Source organism: Pontibacter sp. LHS1, from assembly GCF_058932855.1.
In genome coordinates, this window is sequence record NZ_JBZYWF010000007.1 from 118,899 (window position 1) to 142,589 (window position 23,691).

Below are 23,691 nucleotides of genomic sequence, written 5' to 3' on the forward strand. Positions count from 1 at the left end.
GTCTCAATTGATGAAAGTATTTAAGTTTGGTGGCGCTTCTGTAAAAGATGCCCTTGCACTGCAAAATCTGGCTCACATTGTATCCGCACAGGGCGGCGAAAAAGAACTGCTTCTGGTCGTGTCCGCTATGGGCAAAACGACCAACGCCCTGGAACAGGTATACGGCCTGGCCGCTGCGGGGCAGGACTTCCATGACGCGCTGCATCAGAGCCGCCAATACCATCTATCTATTGTTAATGAGCTTTTTCCGAACCGGGAACACCCTGTATACGAACGACTCGAACATCTGTTCGCTCAATTGCAGCAGGTGCTGCAGTCTGCCAAAGGCCAGTCAGCCTCTAATTACGACAAAGGCTATGACCAGGTCGTGAGCTTTGGCGAGCTAATATCTTCTGTTATAGTGCATTATTTTTTACAGGAACAAGGTATAGCCAATGCCTGGATAGACAGCCGAAAATATATTCAGACAGATAATACCTGGCGCGAAGCCCGCATTGACTGGGCCTGGACCGAACGGGTGATCAAGCGCGATCTACCCGATATACTGGCGCAACAGCTTATCGTGACGCAGGGCTTCCTGGGTGGCACCAACAATGGCCTTACCACCACCCTCGGCCGCGAGGGCTCCGACTTCAGCGGTGCCATCTTCGCTTACTGCCTCGATGCTGAGGGGCTGTACATTTGGAAAGACGTAGCCGGTCTGCTCAACGCTGACCCCAAGCGCTTTGCCAATACCGTACGCTACCGCGAGTTGGACTACCAGGAGACGGTGGAAATGGCTTATTACGGTGCTTCTGTTATCCACCCCAAGACAATCAAGCCACTGGCAAACAAGTCGATCCCGCTCTATGTAAAGTCGTTTCTGGACCCAACTGCGGAAGGCACCAAGATCTGCGACTGCCGTTTCGAGAAACTGGCACCGGCCTTTATTGTGAAAGACAACCAGTGCCTCGTGTCATTCAGTGCCAAGGATTTTACTTTCATCAGCGAGAAAAACCTCGGCACCATCTTCAACGCCCTGTCGGAGTTGAGGCTGAAGATCAACCTGATGCAGAACTCGGCTATTTCGTTTTCGATTTGTACAGACTACCATGAAGAACGGCTCAAACAGTTGATCGAGACCTTACAGGACCAGTTCAGCATCCATTACAATACTGGCCTGCAGCTGTTCACAATCAAGAATTATGACAACGCCAGTATACAGGAGATCATCAAAGGCAAAGAAGTTCTGCTGGAACAACGGACCAGAACGACCTTCCAGGTGGTGTGTAGGTAACCCCGCCTCCCCTTTTCCCGATTTCCCTAAAAGCCGTAACTTAGTCCGGAACTAACATCGACAGAACTATGGAATTTATACTTGTTACCCCACAGGCCCGTCCGCACGTGGCCTTAATCCAACTTAACCGCCCCAAAGAACTTAATGCCCTGAATCTGCAACTGATGGGTGAGCTGCGTGATTCTCTGAAAGAGCTGGATGATAACGACGATGTGCGTGCCATCATCATTACGGGCAACGAACGTGCCTTCGCCGCCGGTGCCGACATCAAGCAGATGGCTGGCAAAACAGCTATCGACATGCTCAACATCGATCAGTTCTCTACCTGGGATCAGATCCGCAAAACGAAGAAGCCGATCATCGCGGCCGTATCAGGGTTTGCGCTGGGCGGCGGCTGCGAACTGGCCATGACCTGCGACATGATCGTGGCATCAGAAACGGCACAGTTTGGTCAGCCGGAGATCAAGATCGGGGTAATGCCGGGCGCAGGCGGTACACAGCGCCTGACCAAAGCTATTGGCAAGGCCAAAGCCATGGAGATGGTACTGACGGGTAAGTTCATGAGTGCCGACGAAGCGGAAAAGCACGGCCTGATCAACCGCGTGGTGCCGGTGGAGCTATACCTGGAAGAAGCCTTTAAACTAGCCGGAGAAGTAGCCCAGATGTCACCGGTAGCCGCTAAGCTGGCCAAAGAATCCGTGAACCGCTCTTTCGAAACCAACCTCGACGAAGGCCTGCACTTCGAGCGCAAGAACTTCTACCTCTGCTTCGCCTCCGAAGACCAAACCGAAGGGATGAACGCCTTTGTGGAGAAGCGCAGGCCGGAGTTTAAGGGAAGGTAAGAGAGTTTAGGAGTTAAACTCTGCTTATCATTTCGAATGCAATGAGAAATCTGGATAAAGATTCGCTCGACTTCAGATTTCTCATTGCATTCGAAATGACAGCTATTATTAACGTCTCTCACTCACGTCACGCGAGGGCGGAACAGGTATAGCCTGTGAACGATTCGGACAGGTCACGACCTGTCCCTACAACGGGACGACAATTCCACCTATCACCACGACGTTACGGCGAAACGTCTCTATATTTTCAACTTCTTACCTCCTCAATCCCTAAACTCCCAAACTCTTTCCCTCCCAAAGTTCCCCCATTCACGGACAACTTTTAGCGCTTCACTTTTAATTCTTAAAGAGAAGCCATACCTTTGCGGAACTATTCCTAGTTAAGAATCATTCTTATCTGCAGTATGCAACACCTGACCCGAGACGAAATACGACAAAGCCTGATTGAGTGCGGCCTGAAGGCCACGCACCAGCGCATTGTTGTGCTCGAAGCGGTGGCGGAATTGCACGGATCGCACCCGACGGCAGAGGATATCTTTCAGCGATTAAGACCGGCTAACCCCACGATTTCGCTGGGCACGGTCTACAAAACGCTGGACACCTTTACTGAAACAGGTATGCTGCGACGGGTGGTGTCAGAACAGGGCAGCAAGCGTTACGATTCAAATACGATGACGCATAGCCACATCTACTGCAGCAAGACCAAGGAGATCGTTGATTTTGAGGACGAAGAGTTGGAGCAGTTGCTGCTCAAGTTCTTTAGTGAGCGAAAGCTGGAGAACTTCGAGATCAAAGGCTTTTCGGTGCAGCTGACAGGCTGCAAAGTAGAGCCCGACAAAAAGATTAGTATTACACGAGTACCTAAATAGATTTTTTCAAAACCCAATAAAACAAAACAAAATGGCAGTATTAGTAGGTAAAAAAGCACCCTCTTTCAAAGCTACAGCTGTAGTAAACGGCGAATTCGTAGAGAACTTTTCACTTGACCAGTACATCGGCAAGAAGCACGTGATTTTCTATTTTTACCCAATGGACTTCACGTTTGTTTGCCCTACTGAGATCATCGCATTCCAGGACAGAATGGAAGAGTTCGATCGTAAGAACGTAGCCGTAGTTGGTTGCTCTACCGACACGCATTTTTCTCACTTCGCATGGTTGAACACACCACGCAACCAAGGTGGTATCGAGGGTGTTGAGTACCCGCTGGTAGCTGACGCTGCTAAGACGATCGCTCAGAACTTCGACGTGCTGGCTGGTCACTACGACTACAACGAAGAAGGCGAAGCTATCTTCGTAGGCGAGCCGGTTGCTTACCGCGGTCTGTTCCTGATCGACAAAGAAGGTGTTGTTCGTCACCAGGTTGTAAACGACCTTCCACTTGGCCGTTCTATCGACGAGGCGCTGCGTATGGTAGATGCCCTGCAGTATTTCGAAGAGAAAGGCGAAGTTTGCCCAGCCAACTGGTCTGAAGGCAAAGAAGGTATGCAGGCTACAAAAGAAGGCGTATCTAACTACCTTTCTAATCACTAAGCCTAAACAGCTTTAAGCATAGAAAAGCCTCGACAATAGTCGGGGCTTTTTGTTTTTGGGGAGCTAAAGGCGCACCATGCTCCCATCATCCTTCACCAGCCAGGCCCGATCGGCTTTGTCCAGTATGTTTTCTTTGCTGTCGGAGTAGGCTTCGACTATTCGGTAAGGCCTGCCGTTGAAGTGTTTGTCGAGCCGCTTCAGCTTCTCTTCGGCCTTGCAGGCTTTGCCCTCTACGAGGTAGGTATCGTCTGTATACCTGGTCTGGGTTCCGAAGTAGGCGTCTATAGGGTATAGTTCATCAAACAAAGGCTTCACGTATACCTCCAGTGCACCTGTGGCGCATACTACCTGCACGCCATCTTTCTTCAACCTGTCCAGCCGGTTTTTTATCTCCTGATTGAACTGCTCCGGATACTCCTGCCGCCAGTATTCCCGGGCATATTGCTCCAGCTGCCTGGGTGGGATGCCGTCGAGGTAGTTGAAGAAGTTCTCCTTGAACTCAGTCTGCCGGATCTGGTTCAGCTTCAGGAGTAGTTTGTAGTAGATCATCTGGAAGTAATAGGCCAGCCGGCGCGGCCGCTTCTTGCCGACAAACTTGAAGAACTCATCTTTGGAGCTCTTGTTATAGAAAGTGCCGTTCAGATCAAAAACGGCGACCTTTATTTCTTTCTGTTCTTTTTCCGTCATGCTAAGCTAAGTTTATACCTGCAGTAGCAGGTATGGGGTTTACGGAAAACAGCAAGACAGGGCTATGCCTTCTGCAGGCGCAGTAGTTAAGGTATACCTGCCAACATAAAGCGCAGAGCCCCGACAATTGCCGGGGCTCTGCGCTTTTACACTTCACCCAAACTGCTTAAAGTTTCATCCATAAGGCGCCATTCTTAGAAGCATACTTCCCGAGCTTGCCTTCTGCATGCAACTTATGCAGGAGTGTCTCAGCCTCGGTGGTTTCCTCCCCGGAGATCAGAGCATATTCCCTGGTTGTAAGGGTGCTGTACTTGTCAAAGAGCGAGGTATAGGCTTTATTGTAGCCCTGCTTTTTCGCCTCCGGATGTAGCTGGAGCAGCGCCTGTTCGTACTGTTCATAAGGGCGGGAGCCGTATACCAGGATGCGGCTGTCCTGTGCGTCAGTCACAAAGATGGTCGGAAAGCCCCGTACTCCCAGCTGACGCGCCAGCGCCAGATCCTCCTGAAACAGCGTGATTGCTTTTCCTTCGTTATCTGACCTGAACTGTACTACATCCAAACCGGTTTGCTCGGCTGCAAGCGCCAGGTTTTCCCAACGGGCAATATTCTTCTTTTCCAGAAAAACCATTTCCTTGATTCTCCTTAAAAACTTCACGGCTTTTTCTTCGCTCTGCAACTGGGCCGCTTTAAAGGCGATGGAAGGTGGATAAGAGGATGCCAGCGGGTCTTCCAGCCAAAGGTCGCCGTCTATGGGCATTTCGTAGTGAGCACCGGCTTCTTCCCAGTGCCTGGCTACGCTGACAGGCCCGTTCACGTCGCGACCGCCGTAGGTTTCCCAGCTCTGCAACAACCCGCCCATGCGGTACTCCACTTCAAAGTATGGCCCGTATTCCAGTGTCAGTTTCTTCAGTTGCGGATCGATACCCCAGCACGAGGAACAGATCGGGTCGGTGAAGTACAGCAGTTTGATCGGCTTCTTGGCCGCTGCAATGGTTGTATCTTCTGAGCTTTCCTGTGTCACCGGAATTTCACAAATGCCGGTCTCTATATCGCAATGCATCGGTTTTGTCTCCATGGTCTATTAATTTTCGTTAAACTTTGTAATTGCAGGCCTGTTAGCCTTATCTATCAGTTCTGATTTAACTACCTTTACAAAGGTCGGCCTATATTTCAGGAGAGTCAATTGGTCAAGAAAACATGACTACCAACAATTTACATCAGGAGGAGGCGAGCTGCCCTGCGGAGGAAATCTTAAAACAGTTATCCGGAAAATGGAAGCCGCAGATTTTCAGACTGGCTTTGGATGGGCCGGTGCGCTTTAACAGTCTGCTGCGCCAGCTGCCGGGCTCCAATAAGCAGTCGGTGGCAACAGCGCTGAAAGAAATGGAGGAGGCGGATATTCTGGTGAAAACTGTGGTACAGGAAAAGCCACTGCACATTGAGTATACCTTATCGGAAAGAGGCCTGGCAATGGTATCCGTTTTCAGGAGTATAGAAGACTTGCCAGGCTGATCGGCTACGCCAGCCTGACCAGCCAGATACCGGCAAAAGTAGCCAGCAGCCCCAGCAGCACGCTTGCCAAAATATAAACTATCGCCTGCCCATACTGTGCTGTCTGCAGCATGTGAACCGACTCCAGTGAGAAAGCGGAGAAAGTAGTAAAACCACCCAACACACCAGTCACCAGGAAAAGGCGCCACTCAGGACCCACCGAGCTTTTGGAAAGCAGCGCAAAGAGTAAGCCCATCAGAAAGCAACCAATCAGGTTAACGCCCAAGGTGCCGAAAGGGAAAGCAATAGTAGCACGGGTTTGGATAAAAAGGGTGAGCAGATAGCGCAGCATGCCGCCTATAAAACTCCCTACTCCTATAGCTAAAAGTATTTTCATCGGGTTGAGCTTGGTTCTGAAAGCATAAAAGTAGGGCTTTCTATACCTTCTGCAAAAGGATGGTCAGAATGCGTGGTACACCGGTGCGGTCGTTGTCATCAAAATATTCGTTTAAGTCGACCAGTTTCAAGCCGTACTGTCTGGCAGTCTGCACAAACTCCGATATGTGGTGGGTATAGCATGACACCTCCTGCCGTCCTTCTTCTGTGTCGAAGCGGGCCTTGGTGCCGGTGTATTGCTTGAAAGGATGTAGTTCGCCGATGTAGACGTAGCCTCCGGTTTTCAGTGCAGTTGCCGTTTGCTTAAAAATAGAATCCAAGATTTGAATGTGTTCCAGCACCAGGCTGAAAGTAACGAGATCGTATACCTGCGTAGCGAATTTCCAGGGCTGTATGATGTCGGCTTGTTGGAACGTAACTTTGTTAGAGCTCACTTTCTTTCGGGCCCGCCCGAGCATAGCGGCAGATAAATCCACCGCCGTGACGTGCATAGCCCTTCGCACCAGCCATTCAGTGTTTTTGCCCGTGCCGCAGCCTATCTCCAGGCATGTCTCGAAAGGCACATCGGCCAGCGTCTTGCGCAAAGCCACGGCTTCCAGATCGCGGGTTCGGTTCTTGTTGGTGTCGTACTGCGCAGCCCAACTGTTATAAGCCTGTTCTACGGTCATAGGTCTTTCAGCATCCAGATGTTGCAGGCGTAGTGGCCCGAGTTCCCCATCGCGTGTGGTATGGGCCTGAAGCCTGCTTTCTCATACATCGATACGGCTTTGGCCAGTTCGGGGAACGACTCAAGGTATAGCTGCATGTAGCCTAGCTCCCGGGCGGCTGCTATACTTTGCTGCATCAGCTGGTGCCCTATCCCCTTTCCCCTGGCCTCTGCGGCAAGATAAAATTTCACCAGCTCGGCACAGCCTTTTGGCAGGCCTTCGGTGGGATATACGCCGCAGCCACCTATGATGGTGCCGTTTTCCTCGGCCACAAAGTAAGTGCTGGCAGGTTGTTGGAAGAGCTCATACAAAGCGTCGGTGGTCGGGTCGGTATACACCGTACCTGGCATGTCTATCTTAAACTCGCGAAAAACGTTTCGGATCAAAGTGGCCAATGGCTCGTTGTCGGATGATTGTATGGGACGGATGATAGTAGGCATGCAATATGTTATTGGGTTATTGGGTTATTGGGTTATTTGGTTATTTCCTCCTCATCCTGATTCACAGGATTCAGCACAGGCAAATGGATGTTAAACTTCTCGGCCACTACCCGAACCAGTATCACGACTGAAGCTGCAAGCATTTCCGTCACGCTCGTTGGAAGGTTAAGCTGTGTGCACAAAAAGTAAACGAGTCCGCCGGCAACACAGGCGAGCGCATAAATATTGCGGCGCAGGAGGAGCGGCACTTCGTTTAAGAGCACATCCCGGATAAGTCCTCCGACGGAACCTGTAATGGTACCCATGACAATCGCCACCCAGAATGGCAGTTGCGCCTCCAGGCTTTTGCTGATACCCACCACTGTAAACAACCCAAGCCCGATGGCGTCGAATAGAAACAGGGTGCTCCCCAGCCGAAAGATTCTTTCTTTGAATAGCAGAGCCGCTAGAAGCGCCACACCGGTGGTGAGGAAGTAGGTACCGTTCAGCATCCAGAAAGGCGTTACACCGAGTAACAAGTCCCGGGTGGTGCCACCGCCGATGGCCGTGACCAAGCCAATGATATAAGCCCCGAACCAGTCGATGTTCTTACCCGAAGCCAGCCTGATACCGCTTATGGCAAAGACGAAGGTTCCGGTGAGGTCGATGGCGGTGATGAAGAGTCCTTCCAAGGGGGGTGAGGTATATAAAGTTTGATGGTGGTTTTTGCTATTTTCTTTGTATTGGCCCTTGCCAATATATTCAGATTCTTCCTATTTATTCTTTCATTGAATAAGGCAGATACTTTCTTACCTCATTCTAATACTCTGCCTCAAACTTCCCATCTGTTACTTCCAGTGAACCATAGCCAGACCTTGAATCAATCACAGTTCCTGAGAAGGTTCCTTTTATTAATTTAGCATCAGTGTCATGATAGGTAACCTGTATTACGGACGAAGCATTAACCCCATGACCTGTGCCATTCTTACCCTTAAAAAGAACAACATGTGGCTCTGTAGTCTCCGAACCTGCCTGTAGAGGCAATGGCACATAAAGAGTTAATATTTCTCCTCTAGAATCTGTATAGTTTAGGGCAATCAAAGGCTCGGAAGACACTAGTAGAGGAGCCTCAAGAATACGAGCAATACATTTTATAGAGATGAAGCTTTGACCGCCGATGGTAGCAGTTGCCCATGAAGAGGAAGGAGTAACCTCTTCCTTTTGACTACAACTAGTGAACATAATGACGCAGATCAGCGTGATTAATAGTAATGAAACTTTCTTTATACCTGGCATACTTGCTATATTCTAATGCATTACATCAATTTGATCCTTCTTATTCAAATAGAAGTTTGCTAACTTATTTGAAAGGGTAAACATACACTTTTGTCTTATATCTATTGGCCAAAATACTGCCCTTTTTTCATCTCCAAATACACTTTATCACATCCAATCACTAAGCAAATCCTCTTCGCTAATTACAAAGTAAAGCCTCCTTACCACTATCGCTCTAGAATACCCTATATTTGCACCGTGAAGCCTCTAAACCTAACAGCGTTTATCAAACCTATTAGTGTCTGGAAAGAGGCCTTTGCTACAATGCAACAAGCCACTCACAGGTCTGGAAGTCGAAGATCCATAATGCTTTCGGGGACACTGTGAGGTCATTACCAGAAATTATACTTGAAACTACTATACGACATCGGACTGAAAGCTTACCAGGCGGCTATTGCCTTGGCGGCACCTTTTCACCAGAAGGCAAAGCTGATGCAGACGGGTCGTGAAAGCCAGTTTGAGCGGATGGCACAACAGCTGCAGGGCAACACGGCGCCGGTAGTGTGGTTCCACTGCGCGTCGCTGGGGGAGTTTGAGCAAGGGCGGCCTGTTATTGAGGCTTTCAAAGAGGCGTTTCCAAGGTATAAAGTGGTGCTCACCTTCTTCTCCCCTTCCGGCTATGAGGTGCGCAAAAACTACGCGGGCGCCGACTACATCTTCTACCTGCCACTCGACAGCTACAGCAACGCCAACCGCTTTCTGGACATCGTGCAGCCGAAGCTGGCGGTGTTTGTGAAGTACGAGTTCTGGCACTACTACCTGCAAGCGCTGCAGGAGCGGGCTATACCTGTGCTTTCTATCTCGGCGATTTTCCGTCCAGACCAAGTGTTCTTCAAACCCTACGGCGGCTTCAACCGCAGCATACTGCAGCGCTTCACGCACATCTATACCCAGAACGAAGCTTCCCTGAAGCTCCTGCAAGGTATAGGTATAAGCAAAGCCAGCATTGCCGGCGACACTCGCTTCGACCGGGTGCTGCAGACGGCCGCCAGCGTGAAAACTATACCTGTGGTGGAGGCTTTTGCGCAGGGCAAAGCGGTGTTTATGATAGGCAGTAGCTGGCCTGCAGATATTGAGGTGCTCTTGCCGTTGATTCAGAAGTACCGCCAAGGTATACAGTTCATCATCGCTCCGCACGAAATTAACGAGAGCGGTATCAGTCAGATGATGCAACAGTTCGGCGAGGATGCTGTGCGCTTTTCGCAGGCCATGGAGGCGGATGCAGGTCGGTATAACGTGCTGGTGATTGATAACATCGGCATGCTCTCATCGCTTTACAGCTATGGCACTTATGCTTACATTGGCGGGGCTTTCGGCAAGGGGCTGCACAACACACTGGAGGCTGCTGTTTTTGGCTTGCCGCTGTTCTTCGGTCCGAAATTCGACAAGTTTCAGGAGGCGAAGGATTTGGTGGCGCTGGGCTGTGCCTTCCCGATAAATAACGCAGAGGAACTGTTGCAGGCTTTTGAGCGGGTGCATACCACGCCCGGACTACGCCAAGGTATAACCGACAAAGAAAAAACTTACGTACACGAACAGGCGGGTGCCACGGCAAAGATCATGACCGACGTGCGCCAGCTGTTGACATAAAACGAATGAAAGGAGTTGTAGTAAAATCGACGGGGTCGTGGTATTTAGTGCGTGATGCGGATGGCAAACTACACCGGGCCCGTCTGCGCGGCAAGTTCAAGCTCAAGGGCATGAAGGTGAGCAATCCGCTGGCCGTGGGCGACCGTGTGGAGTTCGACGTAGAAACTACCGGCGAAGACACGGCCGTAATTCACAAAATTGAAGACCGCGAAAACTACATCATCCGCAAATCCACACACAAGGCAGAGCACGCCCACATCATCGCCGCCAACCTCGACCAAGCCCTGTTGATCGCGACGCTGGTTTCTCCACGGACCTCCTTCGGCTTCATCGACCGCTTTCTGGTAACGGCCGAGGCTTACGGTATACCTACTGTGATCGTTTACAACAAAACTGACCTTTACGACGAAGACATGCAGGAGTACCAGCGACAGATCGCCTACCTGTATGAGCGAGTTGGCTACAAGGTAATGGCTGTGTCGGCACATACTAACGAAGGTATAAATGAGCTGAAGGAGCTGTTGCATGGTAAGACTACGCTCTTCTCGGGTCACTCGGGTGTGGGCAAGTCCACCCTTATTAACCTGATCGTACCTGACCTTGACCTGAAAACCTCCGAAATCTCCGGCTTCTCCGACAAAGGCGTGCACACGACTACCTTCGCCGAGATGTTCGAAATTGACCCGGAAACTTTCATCATCGACACACCAGGCATCAAAGAGCTCGGCATCGTCGACATTCCCAAACAAGAACTCGGTCACTTCTTTCCCGAAATGCGCGAGCGCCTCAACCAGTGCCGCTTCAACAACTGCACCCACTTCAACGAGCCCGGCTGCGCCGTGGTAGAGGCTGTGCGTAAAAATGAAATCGCCCTGACCAGGTATGAGAGCTACCTCAGCATGATGCATGGGGAAGATAATCGGAAGTAGTTTAAGAGTTGGGGACTTTTCTGTAGCTGCCATTCAGCAGGTATAGCTTCGTATGTTCTGTCATTCATTATTCCTGCTAATTGTACCTACCCCTCCCGAGAGGGGAATTCAGTCACTACATTCTCAAAGGTATAAGCGCTGTAGTTACAGTAACTGTCTTGAGAACGCTGTCATCCCCCTGCCCCCTTCAAAGGGGGACTCTCTGTAAAAATTGACTAACAGGAATAGCTCTGTAGTAAATGACCACTGGCAGGAATCGAAAGACATTCTTGCCCCTCCAGCTATGCAACAAATCACCTGAGCCAGGTGCACCAACTGACTACCCACTGTTTGAGTGTTCAGCGAGTGGGGGTAGGGGCCCTCGATTTGGGGAGTCTTGACTTTTTTGCCTACTTTGGGGGTAGGGGCCCTCGATTTGTGTCAAGACAAAAAGTAGGGCCTGCCCGGCCAGGGCAAGCTACAAAGCAATACTGGTTGCTATACCTGGGCCAGAGGCCCCTCTATAGTAGTCACGAGCGAGGACGTCCCGAAACAAGTTCGGGATATGCGACTCGCGCCATAACAAAGAGCCCCGCCGGCAAGGCGAAAATCCCGCTGCAGGCACAACCTCAACTACAACCACCCCTCCCACGTTATTACAAAATCAAACCTCACCTCTATCACTATGAAAATCGAAAACGCGAATATCCTGATCACAGGCGGCACACTCGGTATCGGCTATGCCACGGCCAGACTACTCATCGAGCACGGTGCGAACGTAGCTATTACAGGTCGTGACGAGAAACGGACGCACAAGGCGGCACGGGAACTTGGTGCTATGCCCATTACAGCTGATGTAGCAAACCCTGATGACGTGAAGCTGACTTACAAGGCATTTATGAACGAATACGGCAGGTTAGACGCACTGATCAACAATGCCGGGATTGGCTACTCTAAGAGAATCGAGGATGTGTCGCTGGAAGACTTTCAGCGGATCTATAGTGTGAATGTGTTCGGAGCAGCCATGATGGGGAAACGAGCTGCTGAGATCTTCAAAAAACAGAACTACGGCAACATCATCAACATCGGCTCTACAGCTGCTACCAAAGGATACGAGGGCGGTACAGTGTACGCTTCTTCTAAGTTTGCCTTGCGCGGCATGACCCAGTGCTGGCAGATGGAACTGCGTCCCTACAATGTGCGCGTCATGCTGCTGAACCCCAGCGAGGTCACCACGGCATTTGGTCGTGAAGAGCGGGAGGAGCGTGACAACCAGCCTAATAAACTACGTGGCCGTGAGATTGCACGGGCGATCAAAGGAGCGCTGGAACTCGATGACAGAGGCTTTATACCAGAGATGGCCGTCTGGGCAACGAACCCGTTCTAGGTTTATAGAATAGTTTCCTCTACTGGCACAAGTACTTTGTCTATCGTATGCAGCACGCCATTGCTGCTCATCCCATCAGGATCCTCTATCAAGGCACTGTCAATGCGCACATTGCTATTGCGCTTTGTGACTTTCAGTTGCCGTCCTGCCGCTGTTTTCAGGATAGCACCATCCTGCAGGTCATTCGTAGTCAACTTTCCTGCTATGATATGGTTATTGAGCACTTGCTGTAGCATCTCCCGGTATTCCGGGCTATTCAGGTTGTTGCGCAAACTATCAGGCAAGGCCTGAAAGGCTGCCTCGGTGGGGGCAAAAACGGTATAAGGACCCGTCCCTCTTAGATTTTTAGAAACGCCAGCCGTGCGTAAAAGTGAGCTGAAAGTACTCAAGTCACTGTTAGCTGCTACATTATCCAGTAAACTGCGATCAGATACACGGGCAGCCTCTGTGCCACCTGGAATCTGGCGTGCGGTACTGGCTTGCGGCTCAACAGGTCCATTCGTCTGCAGGGCATTGGGGCCTTCCTGCAGGTCGGCTTCTTTTCCGGTTTGGGTATCCTTGGGCTGATCACAGGCAGTAAGCAGCAGCATGGCGAGCCCAAACAGGGTTAATATGTAGGAAATTGCTTTCATAGTAGGCTCAGGTTTTAGTCAGATTCAGGGGTCGCGCTATAGTACAATTACTGTTTTAAGGCGCTTCAAGTTTTAGCAAATACCAAGCCAGCAGCCTCTTCAGCCAAATCTGGTGGCTGGCCGACTGGCTGCCAACAGATATTTTGCGTACTTTTGTACTTATTCGTATTACATTATTTCAAACAGATAGAATTATGAGAACCGCAGAAATCCATACCGCTAAAGGCGTCATGAAAGTAGAATTTTATGAAAAAGACGCTCCAAAGACGGTAGAAAACTTTATAAAGCTTGCCAAAGATGGCTTTTACGATGGTCTTACTTTTCACCGCGTTATTCCTGACTTTGTGATACAGGGTGGGTGCCCGAACTCACGCGAAGGCGCTAAAGGCGTACCTGGAACCGGTGGCCCTGGCTACAAGATCGATTGCGAACTGACTGGCGAGAACCAGTACCATGACCGTGGCGTGCTGAGCATGGCCCATGCCGGCCGTAACACCGGTGGCTCGCAGTTCTTTATTGTGCACAGCCGCAAAAACACGGCGCACCTCGACCGTAACCATACCTGCTTCGGCAAGGTGGTAGAAGGCGTAGACGTGATCGACCAGATCAGAGCCAACGACAGAATTGAGAAGATAGTAGTGAACGAGGAAGCATAGGCTTACCGACACTGGTTTACCAACTCAAAAAGACCGCACCTGTTGCGGTCTTTTTGTTTTATAAAACTGCTATACCTGGCTCCGCTGCCCATTAAATTTCGGAATTGAGATATTCCGGCCTTTTCTGAAGGATTTTGCTTAATTTTACCTGACGCGGGCATACTTAGCAGGCTTTCTGGCAGCGCCACACCTGATAATTTACCTGCACGCATTAGTCTGAACCTTACACCAAACACGGGTGGGCCCATTTACATCGCCTGCCACCAACCTGTTTATGAAGAAGTTAGCCCTGCACTGGCAGATTCTTATCGGTATGACCCTGGGGGTAGCGTGGGGAATCTCCGCCAGCACCTTCGGCCTTATCGAGTTCACTGCCGACTTTATCAAACCATTTGGCACCATCTTTATCAACCTGCTCAAACTGATTGCAGTGCCGCTGGTACTCGTATCGCTGATAACAGGTGTGGCCAGTCTGAGTGATGTGAGCAAGCTCTCGCGCATCGGTACCAAAACCATTGGCATGTACATGATGACGACCGTGGTGGCGGTAGTGCTTGGCCTGGTCATTGTAAACCTTGTGGAGCCTGGCAAGGCTTTCTCTCCTGAAAAGCGGGAAGAGTTTAAAGCTCAGTTTGCAGCTACCACCGAGCAGCGCTCCTCCGACGCAGCCGCTGTAGAGCAACAGGGGCCCTTGCAGGCACTGGTAGATATTGTGCCGGATAATGTTTTCGGGGCCATGACCAACAACAGCAGCATGCTGCAGGTGATCTTCTTTGCACTCCTCTTCGGCATCGCCCTGATCATGATCCCGAAAGACAAGTCTGCCCCTGTCAACGCTTTTTTTGACGGCGTCAACATGGTCATACTCAAAATGGTGGACATCATTATGATGGCGGCTCCTTACGGTGTGTTCGCCCTGCTGGCCGGACTGGTAGTAGAGTTTGCGGGCGACGATCCGGGTGCAGCCGTGGAACTGCTGCTGGTGCTGGGCTACTACGGCCTGGTGGTGATAGCAGGTCTCGCCATCATGATGCTACTGGTATACCCAACGCTGGTTGTCACCATCGGTAAAACAAAATACACCGACTTTTTCAAAGGTATCTTTCCGGCGCAGATGCTGGCGCTTTCTACTTCTTCCAGCGCGGCTACGCTTCCTGTTACCATGGAGCGTTGCGAGGAGCGACTGGGCATTAATCGGGAAATCACCAGCTTTGTACTGCCACTGGGCGCAACCATCAACATGGACGGCACCAGTCTGTACCAGTCGGTGGCTGCTGTGTTTATAGCACAGGCCTATGGCATGGACCTGGACCTGATGACGCAGCTCGGCATTGTGATGACAGCAACGCTGGCCTCCATTGGGGCAGCAGCCGTGCCGGGTGCCGGTGTGGTGATGCTCGTGATCGTACTGCAGCAGGCAGGTATCCCGATCGAAGGTATTGCCTTGATCCTGGCCCCTGACCGTATCCTGGACATGCTCCGCACAGTAGTGAACGTAACCGGCGACGCTACCGTGGCCATGGTTGTGGCGCAGACAGAAGGACAGTTGCACCCACCTGTGCTCGAAGACGTCGGCTTAAACGACTAAGCTTTTCCGGACATCCACTTAAAACACAAGACTGCTTATCAGTAGTCTTGTGTTTTTTTATGTACCTTGATTAACTATACCTCACTTCAACAGGTATACAGAGGCACACTATTGAGCGCAGGTATGAAGCAAAAAGACATGCAGCTGTTCCGGCTATACCCTCTCGGCGACAGCGCCATTACGGTGCAGTTCGGTGATAGCATCGACGAAGCCACCCACACAAAGGTGCGTGCCTTCAGCACCTACCTGGATCGTCATCCTTTCACTGGTTTCAGAGAACAGGTGCCTGCTTTCAACACGGTAACGGTGTACTATGACCCCTGGCAGGCAAGTGAGCGAGGTTTTTACAACCCTTACACCCGCGTGACGGAACAACTGCAGCACATGCTCAAAGTAGCCCGCGAAAATGGCAAAGGTACCCAACCCCGTATAATGGAGATTCCGGTGTGCTATAACGGCTCCTTCGGCCCAGACCTGGAGTATGTGGCCCGGCATACCAAACTCACACCACAGGAAGTCATCGCCAGCCACATACGCGGCAAGTACCAGGTATACATGATCGGCTTTGCGCCTGGCTTTCCCTACCTGGGCGGCATGGCCAAAAAGCTGGCCACTCCCCGCAAGCAAAACCCCAGGCCGCGCATACCTGCTGGCTCCGTAGGTATAGCGGGCGGTCAGACAGGCATCTATCCCATCGAAACGCCTGGTGGCTGGCAACTGATCGGCCGTACGCCGCTTCGGCTTTTTGATCCCAACCGGGAGCAGCCCAGTCTGCTGCAGGCCGGTGATCAGGTAAAGTTTGTGGCTATTTCTGAAAAAGAGTACTGGCAGCGAAAGGAGAAATCGCATGGGGCTTGAGATCATAAAGCCAGGCTTGCTCACCACACTGCAGGATAAGGGCAGGTATGGACACCAGAAAGAGGGCATCATCACAAGCGGCGCCATGGATACCTTCGCCTCCCGGGTAGCCAACATGCTGGCTGGAAACCCGGAGCACGAAGCCGTGCTGGAGATAACACTGATCGGGCCTACGATACGCTTTACCGAGGATCAACTGATCGCCCTGACCGGCGCTGATCTGTCAGCTGAGCTTAACGGAGAAAAAGTACGTCTGTGGCGTCCATTTCTTGTGAAGAGCGGCAGCATCTTAACTTTTGGAGCTCCCCAGTCCGGCTGCAGGGCTTACCTGGCTGTGTCTGGTGGTTTTGACCTTCCATTGGTGATGGGCAGCTACGCGACCTACCTGCAGGCAGGTATAGGCGGGTTCCAGGGACGGGCGCTGCAGGCCGGTGACATTATACCGTGCCACAGCCCTACTGCTACAGGTATAGCGCTGTTCTCACAGGCAACAGGCACCACAGATGGCCACAATTACATAGCCGCCAGCTGGACGCCCGACCCGCAGTTCTACCCCGACTATAAGCCCAACCCGACCCTGCGGGCGATCAAAGGCCCCGAGTTTGAGCTCTTCTCTGGTACCAGCCAGGAGCAGATCTGGTCTGAGCGATTCCAGGTATCAGCGCAGTCCGACCGGATGGGCTACCGGCTACAGGGCGTATCGCTATACCTGAACGAGGAAACCGAACTTATCTCCACGGCTGTGACCTTTGGCACGGTGCAGGTGCCGCCTGAGGGCAAGCCAATTGTGCTGATGGCCGATCACCAGACTACAGGCGGCTACCCGCGCATATTGCAGGTAGTTAGCGTCGATTTGCCTATATTAGCCCAGGTCGTGCCGGGTCAGACCATTGCGTTTGAGAAAGTATCGCTGGAAGAAGCCCAGCAGCTTTACATCCGCCAGGAGCAGAATCTGACACAGCTGGCACACGCCATCCACCTAAAACACAATAAATGAACACACCCCTCTCCGTTGACCTGAACTGCGACCTGGGCGAGAGTTTTGGCGCCTATCGAATAGGGAATGACGAGCAGATACTCCCCTATGTCACTTCAGCCAATATTGCCTGTGGCTTCCATGCCGGCGACCCTGGCGTGATGCGCAAAACCGTGCAGCTTTGTCTGCAGCATAACGTGGCCATAGGCGCTCATCCCGGCTTGCCCGATCTGGCGGGCTTTGGGCGGCGCAACATGGCGGTTTCGGCGGAGGAGGTATACGACATGGTCATTTACCAAATCGGCGCATTGCAGGCTTTTGTGCAGGCCGAGGGCGGCACGCTGCACCACGTGAAACCGCACGGTGCTCTTTACAATATGGCCGCCACCGATGTTAAACTGGCCGAAGCCATTGCCGAAGCCGTGTATAAGGTAAAGCCTGAGGCACTGCTTTACGGTCTGGCCGGAAGTGAGCTGATAAAAGCTGCCAAGCGACTCAATCTGGGTGCTGCCAACGAAGTGTTTGCAGACCGTACGTATCAGAAGGACGGCACCCTCACCTCCCGTCGTCAGCCTGATGCCTTGATCACCGACTCTGACAAAGCCGCCAGCCAGGTGCTACGTATGGTGCAGGAGGGCAAAGTTCAGTCGCAGCAGGGTACTGACATAGGTATACAGGCCGACACGGTGTGCATACATGGCGACGGCCCGCAGGCCCTGTCTTTTGCGCGCCAGATACATAAAACTTTGCAGCGCGAAGGTATAGCGCTAGCTACACCAAAAGTGCAGCGCCCATGAAGCAGAAACGCAACTGGAGCGTCCTGCTCGGAGCCGCCTTCCTGATGGCCACATCTGCCGTCGGTCCAGGCTTCCTCACCCAGACCACCGTTTTCACACAATCGCTCGCAGCCAGTTTTGGCTTTGTGATACTAGCTTCTATTGTACTTGATATTGGGGTGCAGCTCAACGTATGGCGGGTGATTGCCGTGTCCGAGAAGCGGGCGCAGGACATTGCCAACCTCGTGCTGCCGGGCCTGGGCCTGTTTGTAGCGGTTCTTATTGTGCTCGGTGGCTTTGCCTTCAACATTGGCAACGTGGGTGGTGCCGGATTGGGCTTTAACGTGCTGTTCGGCATTTCTCCGGAGTTGGGGGCCATCATTGCGGCAGGTATAGCCATCGGCATCTTCCTGGTGCGGGAAGCAAAAAAAGTGATGGACCGCTTTGCCCAGTTTATGGGCTTGTTGATGATCCTGCTGATCGTCTATGTAGCCATTACCTCTGCCCCACCTGTGGCCGAAGCTGTGACCAAAACTTTCATCCCGGACCAGATCGATTTTATCTCGATCATCACGCTCGTAGGTGGCACAGTAGGCGGCTACATTACCTTTGCAGGCGGTCACCGTCTGCTCGATGCCGGCGTGAAAGGCGAGGCCGCTCTGCCTGAGGTAAACACCAGTGCTGTGTCAGGTATAACAGTAGCTTCCATCATTCGCATTTTCCTGTTTCTGGCGGCGCTTGGAGTGGTAAGCAAGGGTTTGGTGCTCGACGAAAGTAACCCGCCTGCCTCTGTGTTTCAGTTGGCTGCCGGCAATGTTGGTTATAAGTTATTCGGCATCGTAATGGTATCGGCGGCTATTACCTCGGTGATCGGCTCGGCCTATACTTCGGTGTCTTTCATCAAGTCTTTCCATCGGAGCATAGAGCGCAACGAGAACTGGTTTATTATCGGCTTCATCGCTATTTCCACTGCTATCTTCGTCACTATTGGCCGTCCGGTGCACCTGCTTATCCTGGCTGGTGCTCTCAACGGACTCATCCTACCCCTTACGCTCGGTACTATTTTAATCGCTGCTCACAAAGTGAAGGTAATCGGCAGTTATAAGCACCCACTGTGGCTGACCATTTTTGGGATTTTAGTTGTGCTGGTAATGGCCTGGATGGGCGGCTATACCTTGGTGAAGCAGCTGCCGGCATTGTTTGAGTAAGTTTTCTGCATTGCTCTTCAACAACATTCTTTCAAGTATGGCACACGAAACGATCTCTATTCCCAACCCTTTTGAAATATCCATTCAACCGATGGAGCGCCTGCTTCTGATTAATTCCGAAAAAGATCCGGACTCTATCTACATTGGTTTTGAGCCGCAGGTATTTGATGACACTGTTCATGGAAAGGGACACCTCATTATCGGTTGGCGGGCAGATGGTAAAGTTGACATTTATCACGAATCAACTCTGACCTTAGACCCATCCAAGTATGATATTGCTGGAAAGGGGCTGGCAAATATGGTTGAAAGGGAGATGCACGGAGCTTTTTATGAGATCAACACATATGGTGTACAGGCAAGCTATGCATTTCAGGATATTCGCAACAGGGATATACGAATCAGGATAAACGAAAAGAACCCGAAGGAACGGGAACCTTTCGGATTACTTGCTCCTATGGGAGAGGCAGCAGAAAAGCCGTCAGCCATGCCATTGGTCTATTTGCATGATTTCTACTTTGTGAGGAAGAAACTTACTGAGTTTGAGGTATTCATTGATGGTAGATACCACCAGCTAGATGAGCTTCCTTTGCCCATGGATTTGACTAAAATGTACTTCACCAGGTATAGCCCCGAGCCCTTGATTGCAACACTTAATCCTGCGTTTAATGGTGTGCTCTCTGCTATTGAAGTCGAATTAGGGGCAGAAAAAATTAGTAGAGGAGACTATGATTTTGAGCTGAGCTGGAGGAATGACAACGTATCCATAAGACGGATCACACGAAACAATGCAGTACATCCTGTGCATTTGGTGTTTGAAGATCCATTTCCCAACATCCAGTCCCTGGATGGAAAGGTCAGCAAAAAAGGAGGTTTCACCATTGAAGCGCATCCTTCTACTGGTAGCATTGTCGGGGAATATTCTGTTGAGAAAATAGATGATCAGATCAGTATTGTGATGATTCCTACACAAGGATGGAAGCCCCGCCCGAACAAACTGTCTCTTCGTTTTCTCTACACTGTGGCCAAAATCTTTAAAAAATGGCCAACCACTTATGTTTGGTCAGCCAAGGTGCAACAGCAGGATGATGGATGCTACACGATGGTGTCGAACTGGAAGCGGGTTAAATAAGGGAATAGAAAAAAAGGCAGAAGCAGTACTGATACCGCTTCTGCCTTTCAACTCTTTAACTCTTAAATTCCCCAACTCTCAAACTCCTAAAAGTCATCCTCGTCTTCCTCTTCACCGAAACTCGGCATGGTAAACATACCGCTGAGCAGGTCCTTGAACTGCAGGCCGGTGCTGAGGCGGTTTTTGCTGAGTTGGCTGTGCTCCGCCAAACCGTGCAGGGCAAATTCCATCATAAAAAGCTTCTCGTCCCCTTTTGCATCGGAGCGATACTTCTCTACCAGTTCGCTTAAGCCAGGTATAGCCTGCAAAGCTTTCTTGTAGTCCGAGGCAGAGGCATCATGCAGGATATCCACTGTGTTGCCGTCGCCAAACCAATCCGTTATTTTCTTGTAAGGATTCCCCTCTTTTGACTTCTTGGCCTTGTCAGGATCTGGGAAGTATTGGAGGAACTGGGTGCGGATAGCTTTGCCCATCAGCACCTGCGCCACATGTCCGGCTCCCTCCTGCTCGCCTTCGTATACCAGTTCTACTTTACCCGTCACAGCAGGTATGGTGTTTAGGAAATCAGACAGCCGCACATAGGTTTTGCTTTCGCCGTTCAGCAAGGCCCGGCGCTCAGCAGCACTCAGCAAATTTTCAAAAGCCGAGATGGTCAGACGTGCCGACACACCGCTCTTGGCATCGACATATTCACTCTCCCTTGCCTCAAAGGCTACCTGCTCTATCAGGTCACTGATGATGTCGTTGGTGGTCACCAGCTGTTCCTGCTCCTCTTTGATATGCGCTTCCTGCCGCGTGATCTTCTTACCGATCTCAATGGTCTTCGGATAGTGCGTGATGATCTGGGAGTCGATGCGGTCTTTGAGCGGCGTTACGATGGAGCCACGGTTGGTGTAGTCCTCAGGGTTGGCCGTGAACACAAACTGGATATCAAGCGGCAGACGGACTTTGAATCCACGTATCTGGATGTCGCCTTCCTGCAGGATGTTGAACAAGGCCACCTGTATGCGGGCCTGCAGATCGGGTAGTTCGTTGATGACGAAGATGCCCCGGTGCGAACGTGGAATCAACCCGAAGTGGATCACCCGCTCGTCAGAATAAGGTAGTTTGAGGGTAGCCGCTTTGATAGGGTCCGCATCACCGATCAAGTCAGCTACCGACACGTCGGGAGTAGCCAGTTTCTCAGTATACCTGTCAGAGCGGTGCATCCAACTAATGGGTGTGTCGTCGCCGTGCTCGTGCACCAAGTCCTTGGCAAAACGCGAGAGCGGCTGCAGCGGGTCATCGTTCAACTCGGCGCCTTGCACAACAGGTATGTATTCGTCCAGCAAATCCACCATCAGGCGGGCAATCCGGGTCTTGGCCTGCCCACGCAAACCGAGCAGGTTGATGTGGTGCATCGACAGAATGGCCCTTTGTAAATCTGGCAATACAGTCTCTTCGTAGCCCCAGATACCCGGAAACACTTCTTCTTTGCGCTGCAGCTTGCTGATCAGGTTACGACGCAGTTCCTGCTTCACAGTTTGCGGTTTGTACCCGGCAGCACGCAATTGCCCGAGCGTTTTTATCTTCAGTAAGTTCTCTGCTGGTATGTCTTTGTAGTTCATTCTTTTTATTGTTGAATGCTAAATTGCTTAATGGTTGATTTACCTCGTATGTGTAGACCCACCCCTAACCCCTCCGAGGAGGGGAATTTCTTGAGTAGTAAGATCTTTAATTCTTAAACTCCTAAACTCTCAAACTTTAAAAGCTCTTCTTTCGGTTGCGGCCATAGTCGCGAAACACCAGGTGTCCTAAGCCTTTCAGTGAACTGTAGTAGGCCTGGCCGTTATTTACTTTCGTAAACTCGTCTACGAATTGCTGCAGGTATGGGTCCGATGCGATCATAAAAGTGGTGATCGGGATTTTGAGGCGACGGCACTGAGCAGCCAGGTTCAGTGTCTTGTTCACCACTTTGCGGTCCAGGCCGAAGCTGTTTTTGTAGTAATGCACTCCCTCTTTCAGGCAGGTAGGTTTACCGTCCGTGATCATGAAGATCTGCTTGTTCGGCGTCTTCCGTTTGCGCAGTATATCCATGGCCAGTTCGAGCCCGGCTACGGTGTTGGTATGGTATGGCCCCACTTCCAGGTATGGCAGGTCTTTGATTTCGATCTGCCAGGCGTCGTTGCCGAACACGATCACATCCAGCGTATCTTTCGGGTACTTCTGCTTCACGAGTTCGGCCAGGGCCATGGCCACCTTCTTGGCGGGTGTGATACGGTCCTCGCCGTACAGGATCATGGAGTGCGAAATATCGATCATCAGCACCGTAGACGATTGTGTTTTGTGCTCCGTCTCGGTAATCTCCAGGTCCTGCTCCGTCAGTCGGAAGTCTGACAGGCCGTGGTTAATCTGGGCGTTGCGGATCGAGTCAGTCATGGAAATCTGCTCGATTGCATCTCCGAAGCGGTACTCGCGGCGGTCTGTGCTGGCCTCGTCGCCTATACCTGTCTGGGGCGTCGCGTGGCTGCCTTTGCCGCCTTTCTTCAGCTTGCCAAAAATCTCCTCCAGCGCACTTTTCCGGATGTTCTGCTCACTCTTGGCCGTTAATTTCAGCACACCCTCCTCCTGCGGATTCTCGTCGATGTAACCCTTCTTCTTGAGGTCTTCGATGAAGTCGCCGATGCCATAATCATCGCCTGTCAGGCCGTACTGCTTGTCCAGCGAACTAAGCCACGACAGCGCCTCGGCCACATCGCCGGAAGTGATCATCACCAGCTGCAAAAAGATCTTGAGCAGCGACTCGAAGCCCTGCTTATCATCCTGCGGTGGTATGTACTCTGCAAATCTATACCCTATACTCATATGCTCTCTCCTGATTTATACTCTAACAACGCTACACAGCCGAATGTTCTTGCACACCGGTTCTTATACGTACAATACCGCACAAGCACAGGTATGGAAACAATAAGCCTTAAGCTGCAGTACCTTATATACAGAAACTAACCAAACTCTATCACTATGAAAGCAATATTCAACGATATCGTAATAGCAGAAAGCGAACGGACGGTTCAGGTGGGAGGCACGCATTATTTTCCCCGGAATGAGGTGAACCACCAGTACCTGGAAGAAAGCCGGACACACACCACACACGAAGGTATGGGCGAAGCTTCCTTCTACCATGTAAAAGTAAATGGGGAAGTGAAGCTGGACGCGGCCTGGACTTACCCGAACCCCGATAAAAAGGCAGAAGAAGTAAGAAGCTACATTGCCTTTACAGATGCGGTAGAACTGAAAGACTAACAATTGCCCATAAAAAGA

26 protein-coding genes are annotated in these 23,691 nt (G+C 51.2%); 16 read left to right on the forward strand and 10 right to left on the reverse strand.

Annotation, left to right across the window (positions count from 1 at the left end):
* Window positions 1-10: 10 nt before the first annotated feature.
* From AC5FXQ_RS14570 to AC5FXQ_RS14585, 4 genes are all read left to right on the forward strand, one after another.
* On the forward strand, window positions 11-1,276 hold the full coding sequence (locus AC5FXQ_RS14570) for an aspartate kinase (protein WP_493603156.1): 1,266 nt from the start codon (window positions 11-13) through the stop codon (window positions 1,274-1,276).
* Between the two features lie 68 nt (window positions 1,277-1,344).
* Window positions 1,345-2,118, forward strand: coding sequence for an enoyl-CoA hydratase-related protein (locus tag AC5FXQ_RS14575; RefSeq protein WP_493603157.1), 774 nt, complete (start codon window positions 1,345-1,347; stop codon window positions 2,116-2,118).
* A gap of 404 nt (window positions 2,119-2,522) precedes the next feature.
* A complete protein-coding gene (locus tag AC5FXQ_RS14580) occupies window positions 2,523-2,987 on the forward strand; it encodes a Fur family transcriptional regulator (protein ID WP_493603158.1) in 465 nt (154 codons plus the stop codon).
* A 31-nt stretch (window positions 2,988-3,018) separates the two neighbouring features.
* Complete coding sequence (locus AC5FXQ_RS14585) at window positions 3,019-3,648, forward strand: peroxiredoxin (RefSeq protein WP_493603159.1); 630 nt, start codon at window positions 3,019-3,021, stop codon at window positions 3,646-3,648.
* 63 nt (window positions 3,649-3,711) lie between these two features.
* Here the strand turns inward: AC5FXQ_RS14585 and AC5FXQ_RS14590 are convergent, their stop codons facing one another.
* Window positions 3,712-4,335, reverse strand: a complete 624-nt coding sequence (locus AC5FXQ_RS14590) for an HAD-IB family phosphatase (protein ID WP_493603160.1) — start codon at window positions 4,333-4,335, stop codon at window positions 3,712-3,714.
* 166 nt (window positions 4,336-4,501) lie between these two features.
* On the reverse strand, window positions 4,502-5,410 hold the full coding sequence (locus AC5FXQ_RS14595; protein ID WP_493603161.1) for a ClpXP adapter SpxH family protein: 909 nt from the start codon (window positions 5,408-5,410) through the stop codon (window positions 4,502-4,504).
* 122 nt (window positions 5,411-5,532) lie between these two features.
* Between AC5FXQ_RS14595 and AC5FXQ_RS14600 the strand changes: the two genes are divergently transcribed.
* Window positions 5,533-5,847 carry a winged helix-turn-helix transcriptional regulator gene (locus tag AC5FXQ_RS14600; RefSeq protein WP_493603162.1) on the forward strand — a complete coding sequence of 105 codons (315 nt, stop codon included), beginning with the start codon at window positions 5,533-5,535 and terminating at the stop codon, window positions 5,845-5,847.
* Between the two features lie 4 nt (window positions 5,848-5,851).
* Here the strand turns inward: AC5FXQ_RS14600 and crcB are convergent, their stop codons facing one another.
* The 5 genes from crcB to AC5FXQ_RS14625 all read right to left on the reverse strand — a co-directional run bounded on the left by crcB (window position 5,852) and on the right by AC5FXQ_RS14625 (window position 8,644).
* Complete coding sequence (gene crcB, locus AC5FXQ_RS14605) at window positions 5,852-6,223, reverse strand: fluoride efflux transporter CrcB (protein ID WP_493603163.1); 372 nt, start codon at window positions 6,221-6,223, stop codon at window positions 5,852-5,854.
* A gap of 40 nt (window positions 6,224-6,263) precedes the next feature.
* Window positions 6,264-6,890, reverse strand: coding sequence for a class I SAM-dependent methyltransferase (locus AC5FXQ_RS14610; protein WP_493603164.1), 627 nt, complete (start codon window positions 6,888-6,890; stop codon window positions 6,264-6,266).
* Complete coding sequence (locus tag AC5FXQ_RS14615) at window positions 6,887-7,369, reverse strand: GNAT family N-acetyltransferase (protein WP_493603165.1); 483 nt, start codon at window positions 7,367-7,369, stop codon at window positions 6,887-6,889. The genes AC5FXQ_RS14610 and AC5FXQ_RS14615 overlap by 4 nt, the downstream gene beginning before the upstream one ends.
* A gap of 32 nt (window positions 7,370-7,401) precedes the next feature.
* Window positions 7,402-8,040, reverse strand: a complete 639-nt coding sequence (locus tag AC5FXQ_RS14620) for a trimeric intracellular cation channel family protein (protein ID WP_493603166.1) — start codon at window positions 8,038-8,040, stop codon at window positions 7,402-7,404.
* Between the two features lie 127 nt (window positions 8,041-8,167).
* Window positions 8,168-8,644: a hypothetical protein gene (locus AC5FXQ_RS14625; protein ID WP_493603167.1), complete on the reverse strand. Its 477-nt coding sequence runs from the start codon at window positions 8,642-8,644 to the stop codon at window positions 8,168-8,170.
* Between the two features lie 387 nt (window positions 8,645-9,031).
* On the opposite strand from AC5FXQ_RS14625, the gene AC5FXQ_RS14630 reads away from it, so the two are divergent.
* The 3 genes from AC5FXQ_RS14630 to AC5FXQ_RS14640 all read left to right on the forward strand — a co-directional run bounded on the left by AC5FXQ_RS14630 (window position 9,032) and on the right by AC5FXQ_RS14640 (window position 12,568).
* On the forward strand, window positions 9,032-10,273 hold the full coding sequence (locus tag AC5FXQ_RS14630; protein ID WP_493603168.1) for a 3-deoxy-D-manno-octulosonic acid transferase: 1,242 nt from the start codon (window positions 9,032-9,034) through the stop codon (window positions 10,271-10,273).
* 5 nt (window positions 10,274-10,278) lie between these two features.
* Window positions 10,279-11,202, forward strand: coding sequence for a ribosome small subunit-dependent GTPase A (rsgA, locus tag AC5FXQ_RS14635; protein WP_493603169.1), 924 nt, complete (start codon window positions 10,279-10,281; stop codon window positions 11,200-11,202).
* A gap of 664 nt (window positions 11,203-11,866) precedes the next feature.
* Window positions 11,867-12,568: an SDR family oxidoreductase gene (locus tag AC5FXQ_RS14640; protein ID WP_493603170.1), complete on the forward strand. Its 702-nt coding sequence runs from the start codon at window positions 11,867-11,869 to the stop codon at window positions 12,566-12,568.
* 2 nt (window positions 12,569-12,570) lie between these two features.
* Here the strand turns inward: AC5FXQ_RS14640 and AC5FXQ_RS14645 are convergent, their stop codons facing one another.
* Entirely contained in the window at window positions 12,571-13,200 is a 630-nt protein-coding gene (locus tag AC5FXQ_RS14645) for a fasciclin domain-containing protein (protein ID WP_493603171.1), read from the reverse strand.
* A gap of 194 nt (window positions 13,201-13,394) precedes the next feature.
* Here AC5FXQ_RS14645 and AC5FXQ_RS14650 point away from each other — a divergent pair, with 194 nt between their 5' ends.
* From AC5FXQ_RS14650 to AC5FXQ_RS14680, 7 genes are all read left to right on the forward strand, one after another.
* Window positions 13,395-13,856 carry a peptidylprolyl isomerase gene (locus AC5FXQ_RS14650; RefSeq protein ID WP_493597738.1) on the forward strand — a complete coding sequence of 154 codons (462 nt, stop codon included), beginning with the start codon at window positions 13,395-13,397 and terminating at the stop codon, window positions 13,854-13,856.
* Window positions 13,857-14,130: 274 nt separating this feature from the next.
* The gene (locus AC5FXQ_RS14655) at window positions 14,131-15,444 is read left to right on the forward strand and encodes a dicarboxylate/amino acid:cation symporter (protein ID WP_493603172.1); all 1,314 of its coding nucleotides are present in this window, start codon (window positions 14,131-14,133) and stop codon (window positions 15,442-15,444) included.
* 66 nt (window positions 15,445-15,510) lie between these two features.
* A complete protein-coding gene (gene pxpB / locus AC5FXQ_RS14660; protein WP_493603173.1) occupies window positions 15,511-16,302 on the forward strand; it encodes a 5-oxoprolinase subunit PxpB in 792 nt (263 codons plus the stop codon).
* Complete coding sequence (locus tag AC5FXQ_RS14665; RefSeq protein WP_493603174.1) at window positions 16,292-17,299, forward strand: 5-oxoprolinase subunit C family protein; 1,008 nt, start codon at window positions 16,292-16,294, stop codon at window positions 17,297-17,299. The genes pxpB and AC5FXQ_RS14665 overlap by 11 nt, the downstream gene beginning before the upstream one ends.
* Window positions 17,296-18,075: a 5-oxoprolinase subunit PxpA gene (pxpA, locus tag AC5FXQ_RS14670; RefSeq protein ID WP_493603175.1), complete on the forward strand. Its 780-nt coding sequence runs from the start codon at window positions 17,296-17,298 to the stop codon at window positions 18,073-18,075. Before AC5FXQ_RS14665 ends, pxpA begins: the two co-directional genes overlap by 4 nt.
* Window positions 18,072-19,262: an NRAMP family divalent metal transporter gene (locus AC5FXQ_RS14675; protein ID WP_493603176.1), complete on the forward strand. Its 1,191-nt coding sequence runs from the start codon at window positions 18,072-18,074 to the stop codon at window positions 19,260-19,262. The genes pxpA and AC5FXQ_RS14675 overlap by 4 nt, the downstream gene beginning before the upstream one ends.
* Window positions 19,263-19,299: 37 nt before the next feature.
* Window positions 19,300-20,391 (forward strand): hypothetical protein, encoded by a 1,092-nt coding sequence (locus AC5FXQ_RS14680; RefSeq protein ID WP_493603177.1) that lies wholly within the window; start codon window positions 19,300-19,302, stop codon window positions 20,389-20,391.
* Window positions 20,392-20,477: 86 nt separating this feature from the next.
* Here AC5FXQ_RS14680 and AC5FXQ_RS14685 read toward each other — a convergent pair whose 3' ends face one another.
* Window positions 20,478-21,998 carry a sigma 54-interacting transcriptional regulator gene (locus AC5FXQ_RS14685; protein ID WP_493603178.1) on the reverse strand — a complete coding sequence of 507 codons (1,521 nt, stop codon included), beginning with the start codon at window positions 21,996-21,998 and terminating at the stop codon, window positions 20,478-20,480.
* A gap of 136 nt (window positions 21,999-22,134) precedes the next feature.
* On the reverse strand, window positions 22,135-23,235 hold the full coding sequence (locus AC5FXQ_RS14690) for a vWA domain-containing protein (protein WP_493603179.1): 1,101 nt from the start codon (window positions 23,233-23,235) through the stop codon (window positions 22,135-22,137).
* A gap of 156 nt (window positions 23,236-23,391) precedes the next feature.
* Between AC5FXQ_RS14690 and AC5FXQ_RS14695 the strand changes: the two genes are divergently transcribed.
* A complete protein-coding gene (locus AC5FXQ_RS14695; protein WP_493603180.1) occupies window positions 23,392-23,673 on the forward strand; it encodes a DUF427 domain-containing protein in 282 nt (93 codons plus the stop codon).
* Window positions 23,674-23,691: the final 18 nt, after the last annotated feature.

Bases quoted from the DNA above. Each gene is read 5' to 3' on its own strand.
- AC5FXQ_RS14685 (WP_493603178.1), bottom strand. From the start codon at position 21,998: ATGAACTACAAAGACATACCAGCAGAGAACTTACTGAAGATAAAAACG.
- AC5FXQ_RS14610 (WP_493603164.1), bottom strand. From the start codon at position 6,890: ATGACCGTAGAACAGGCTTATAACAGTTGGGCTGCGCAGTACGACACC.
- AC5FXQ_RS14570 (WP_493603156.1), top strand. From the start codon at position 11: ATGAAAGTATTTAAGTTTGGTGGCGCTTCTGTAAAAGATGCCCTTGCA.
- AC5FXQ_RS14575 (WP_493603157.1), top strand. From the start codon at position 1,345: ATGGAATTTATACTTGTTACCCCACAGGCCCGTCCGCACGTGGCCTTA.
- AC5FXQ_RS14675 (WP_493603176.1), top strand. From the start codon at position 18,072: ATGAAGCAGAAACGCAACTGGAGCGTCCTGCTCGGAGCCGCCTTCCTG.
- AC5FXQ_RS14695 (WP_493603180.1), top strand. From the start codon at position 23,392: ATGAAAGCAATATTCAACGATATCGTAATAGCAGAAAGCGAACGGACG.
- AC5FXQ_RS14640 (WP_493603170.1), top strand. From the start codon at position 11,867: ATGAAAATCGAAAACGCGAATATCCTGATCACAGGCGGCACACTCGGT.
- crcB (WP_493603163.1), bottom strand. From the start codon at position 6,223: ATGAAAATACTTTTAGCTATAGGAGTAGGGAGTTTTATAGGCGGCATG.
- pxpA (WP_493603175.1), top strand. From the start codon at position 17,296: ATGAACACACCCCTCTCCGTTGACCTGAACTGCGACCTGGGCGAGAGT.
- AC5FXQ_RS14655 (WP_493603172.1), top strand. From the start codon at position 14,131: ATGAAGAAGTTAGCCCTGCACTGGCAGATTCTTATCGGTATGACCCTG.
- AC5FXQ_RS14650 (WP_493597738.1), top strand. From the start codon at position 13,395: ATGAGAACCGCAGAAATCCATACCGCTAAAGGCGTCATGAAAGTAGAA.
- AC5FXQ_RS14615 (WP_493603165.1), bottom strand. From the start codon at position 7,369: ATGCCTACTATCATCCGTCCCATACAATCATCCGACAACGAGCCATTG.
- rsgA (WP_493603169.1), top strand. From the start codon at position 10,279: ATGAAAGGAGTTGTAGTAAAATCGACGGGGTCGTGGTATTTAGTGCGT.
- AC5FXQ_RS14580 (WP_493603158.1), top strand. From the start codon at position 2,523: ATGCAACACCTGACCCGAGACGAAATACGACAAAGCCTGATTGAGTGC.
- AC5FXQ_RS14595 (WP_493603161.1), bottom strand. From the start codon at position 5,410: ATGGAGACAAAACCGATGCATTGCGATATAGAGACCGGCATTTGTGAA.
- AC5FXQ_RS14600 (WP_493603162.1), top strand. From the start codon at position 5,533: ATGACTACCAACAATTTACATCAGGAGGAGGCGAGCTGCCCTGCGGAG.
- AC5FXQ_RS14665 (WP_493603174.1), top strand. From the start codon at position 16,292: ATGGGGCTTGAGATCATAAAGCCAGGCTTGCTCACCACACTGCAGGAT.
- AC5FXQ_RS14645 (WP_493603171.1), bottom strand. From the start codon at position 13,200: ATGAAAGCAATTTCCTACATATTAACCCTGTTTGGGCTCGCCATGCTG.
- AC5FXQ_RS14625 (WP_493603167.1), bottom strand. From the start codon at position 8,644: ATGCCAGGTATAAAGAAAGTTTCATTACTATTAATCACGCTGATCTGC.
- AC5FXQ_RS14590 (WP_493603160.1), bottom strand. From the start codon at position 4,335: ATGACGGAAAAAGAACAGAAAGAAATAAAGGTCGCCGTTTTTGATCTG.
- AC5FXQ_RS14690 (WP_493603179.1), bottom strand. From the start codon at position 23,235: ATGAGTATAGGGTATAGATTTGCAGAGTACATACCACCGCAGGATGAT.
- AC5FXQ_RS14680 (WP_493603177.1), top strand. From the start codon at position 19,300: ATGGCACACGAAACGATCTCTATTCCCAACCCTTTTGAAATATCCATT.
- AC5FXQ_RS14585 (WP_493603159.1), top strand. From the start codon at position 3,019: ATGGCAGTATTAGTAGGTAAAAAAGCACCCTCTTTCAAAGCTACAGCT.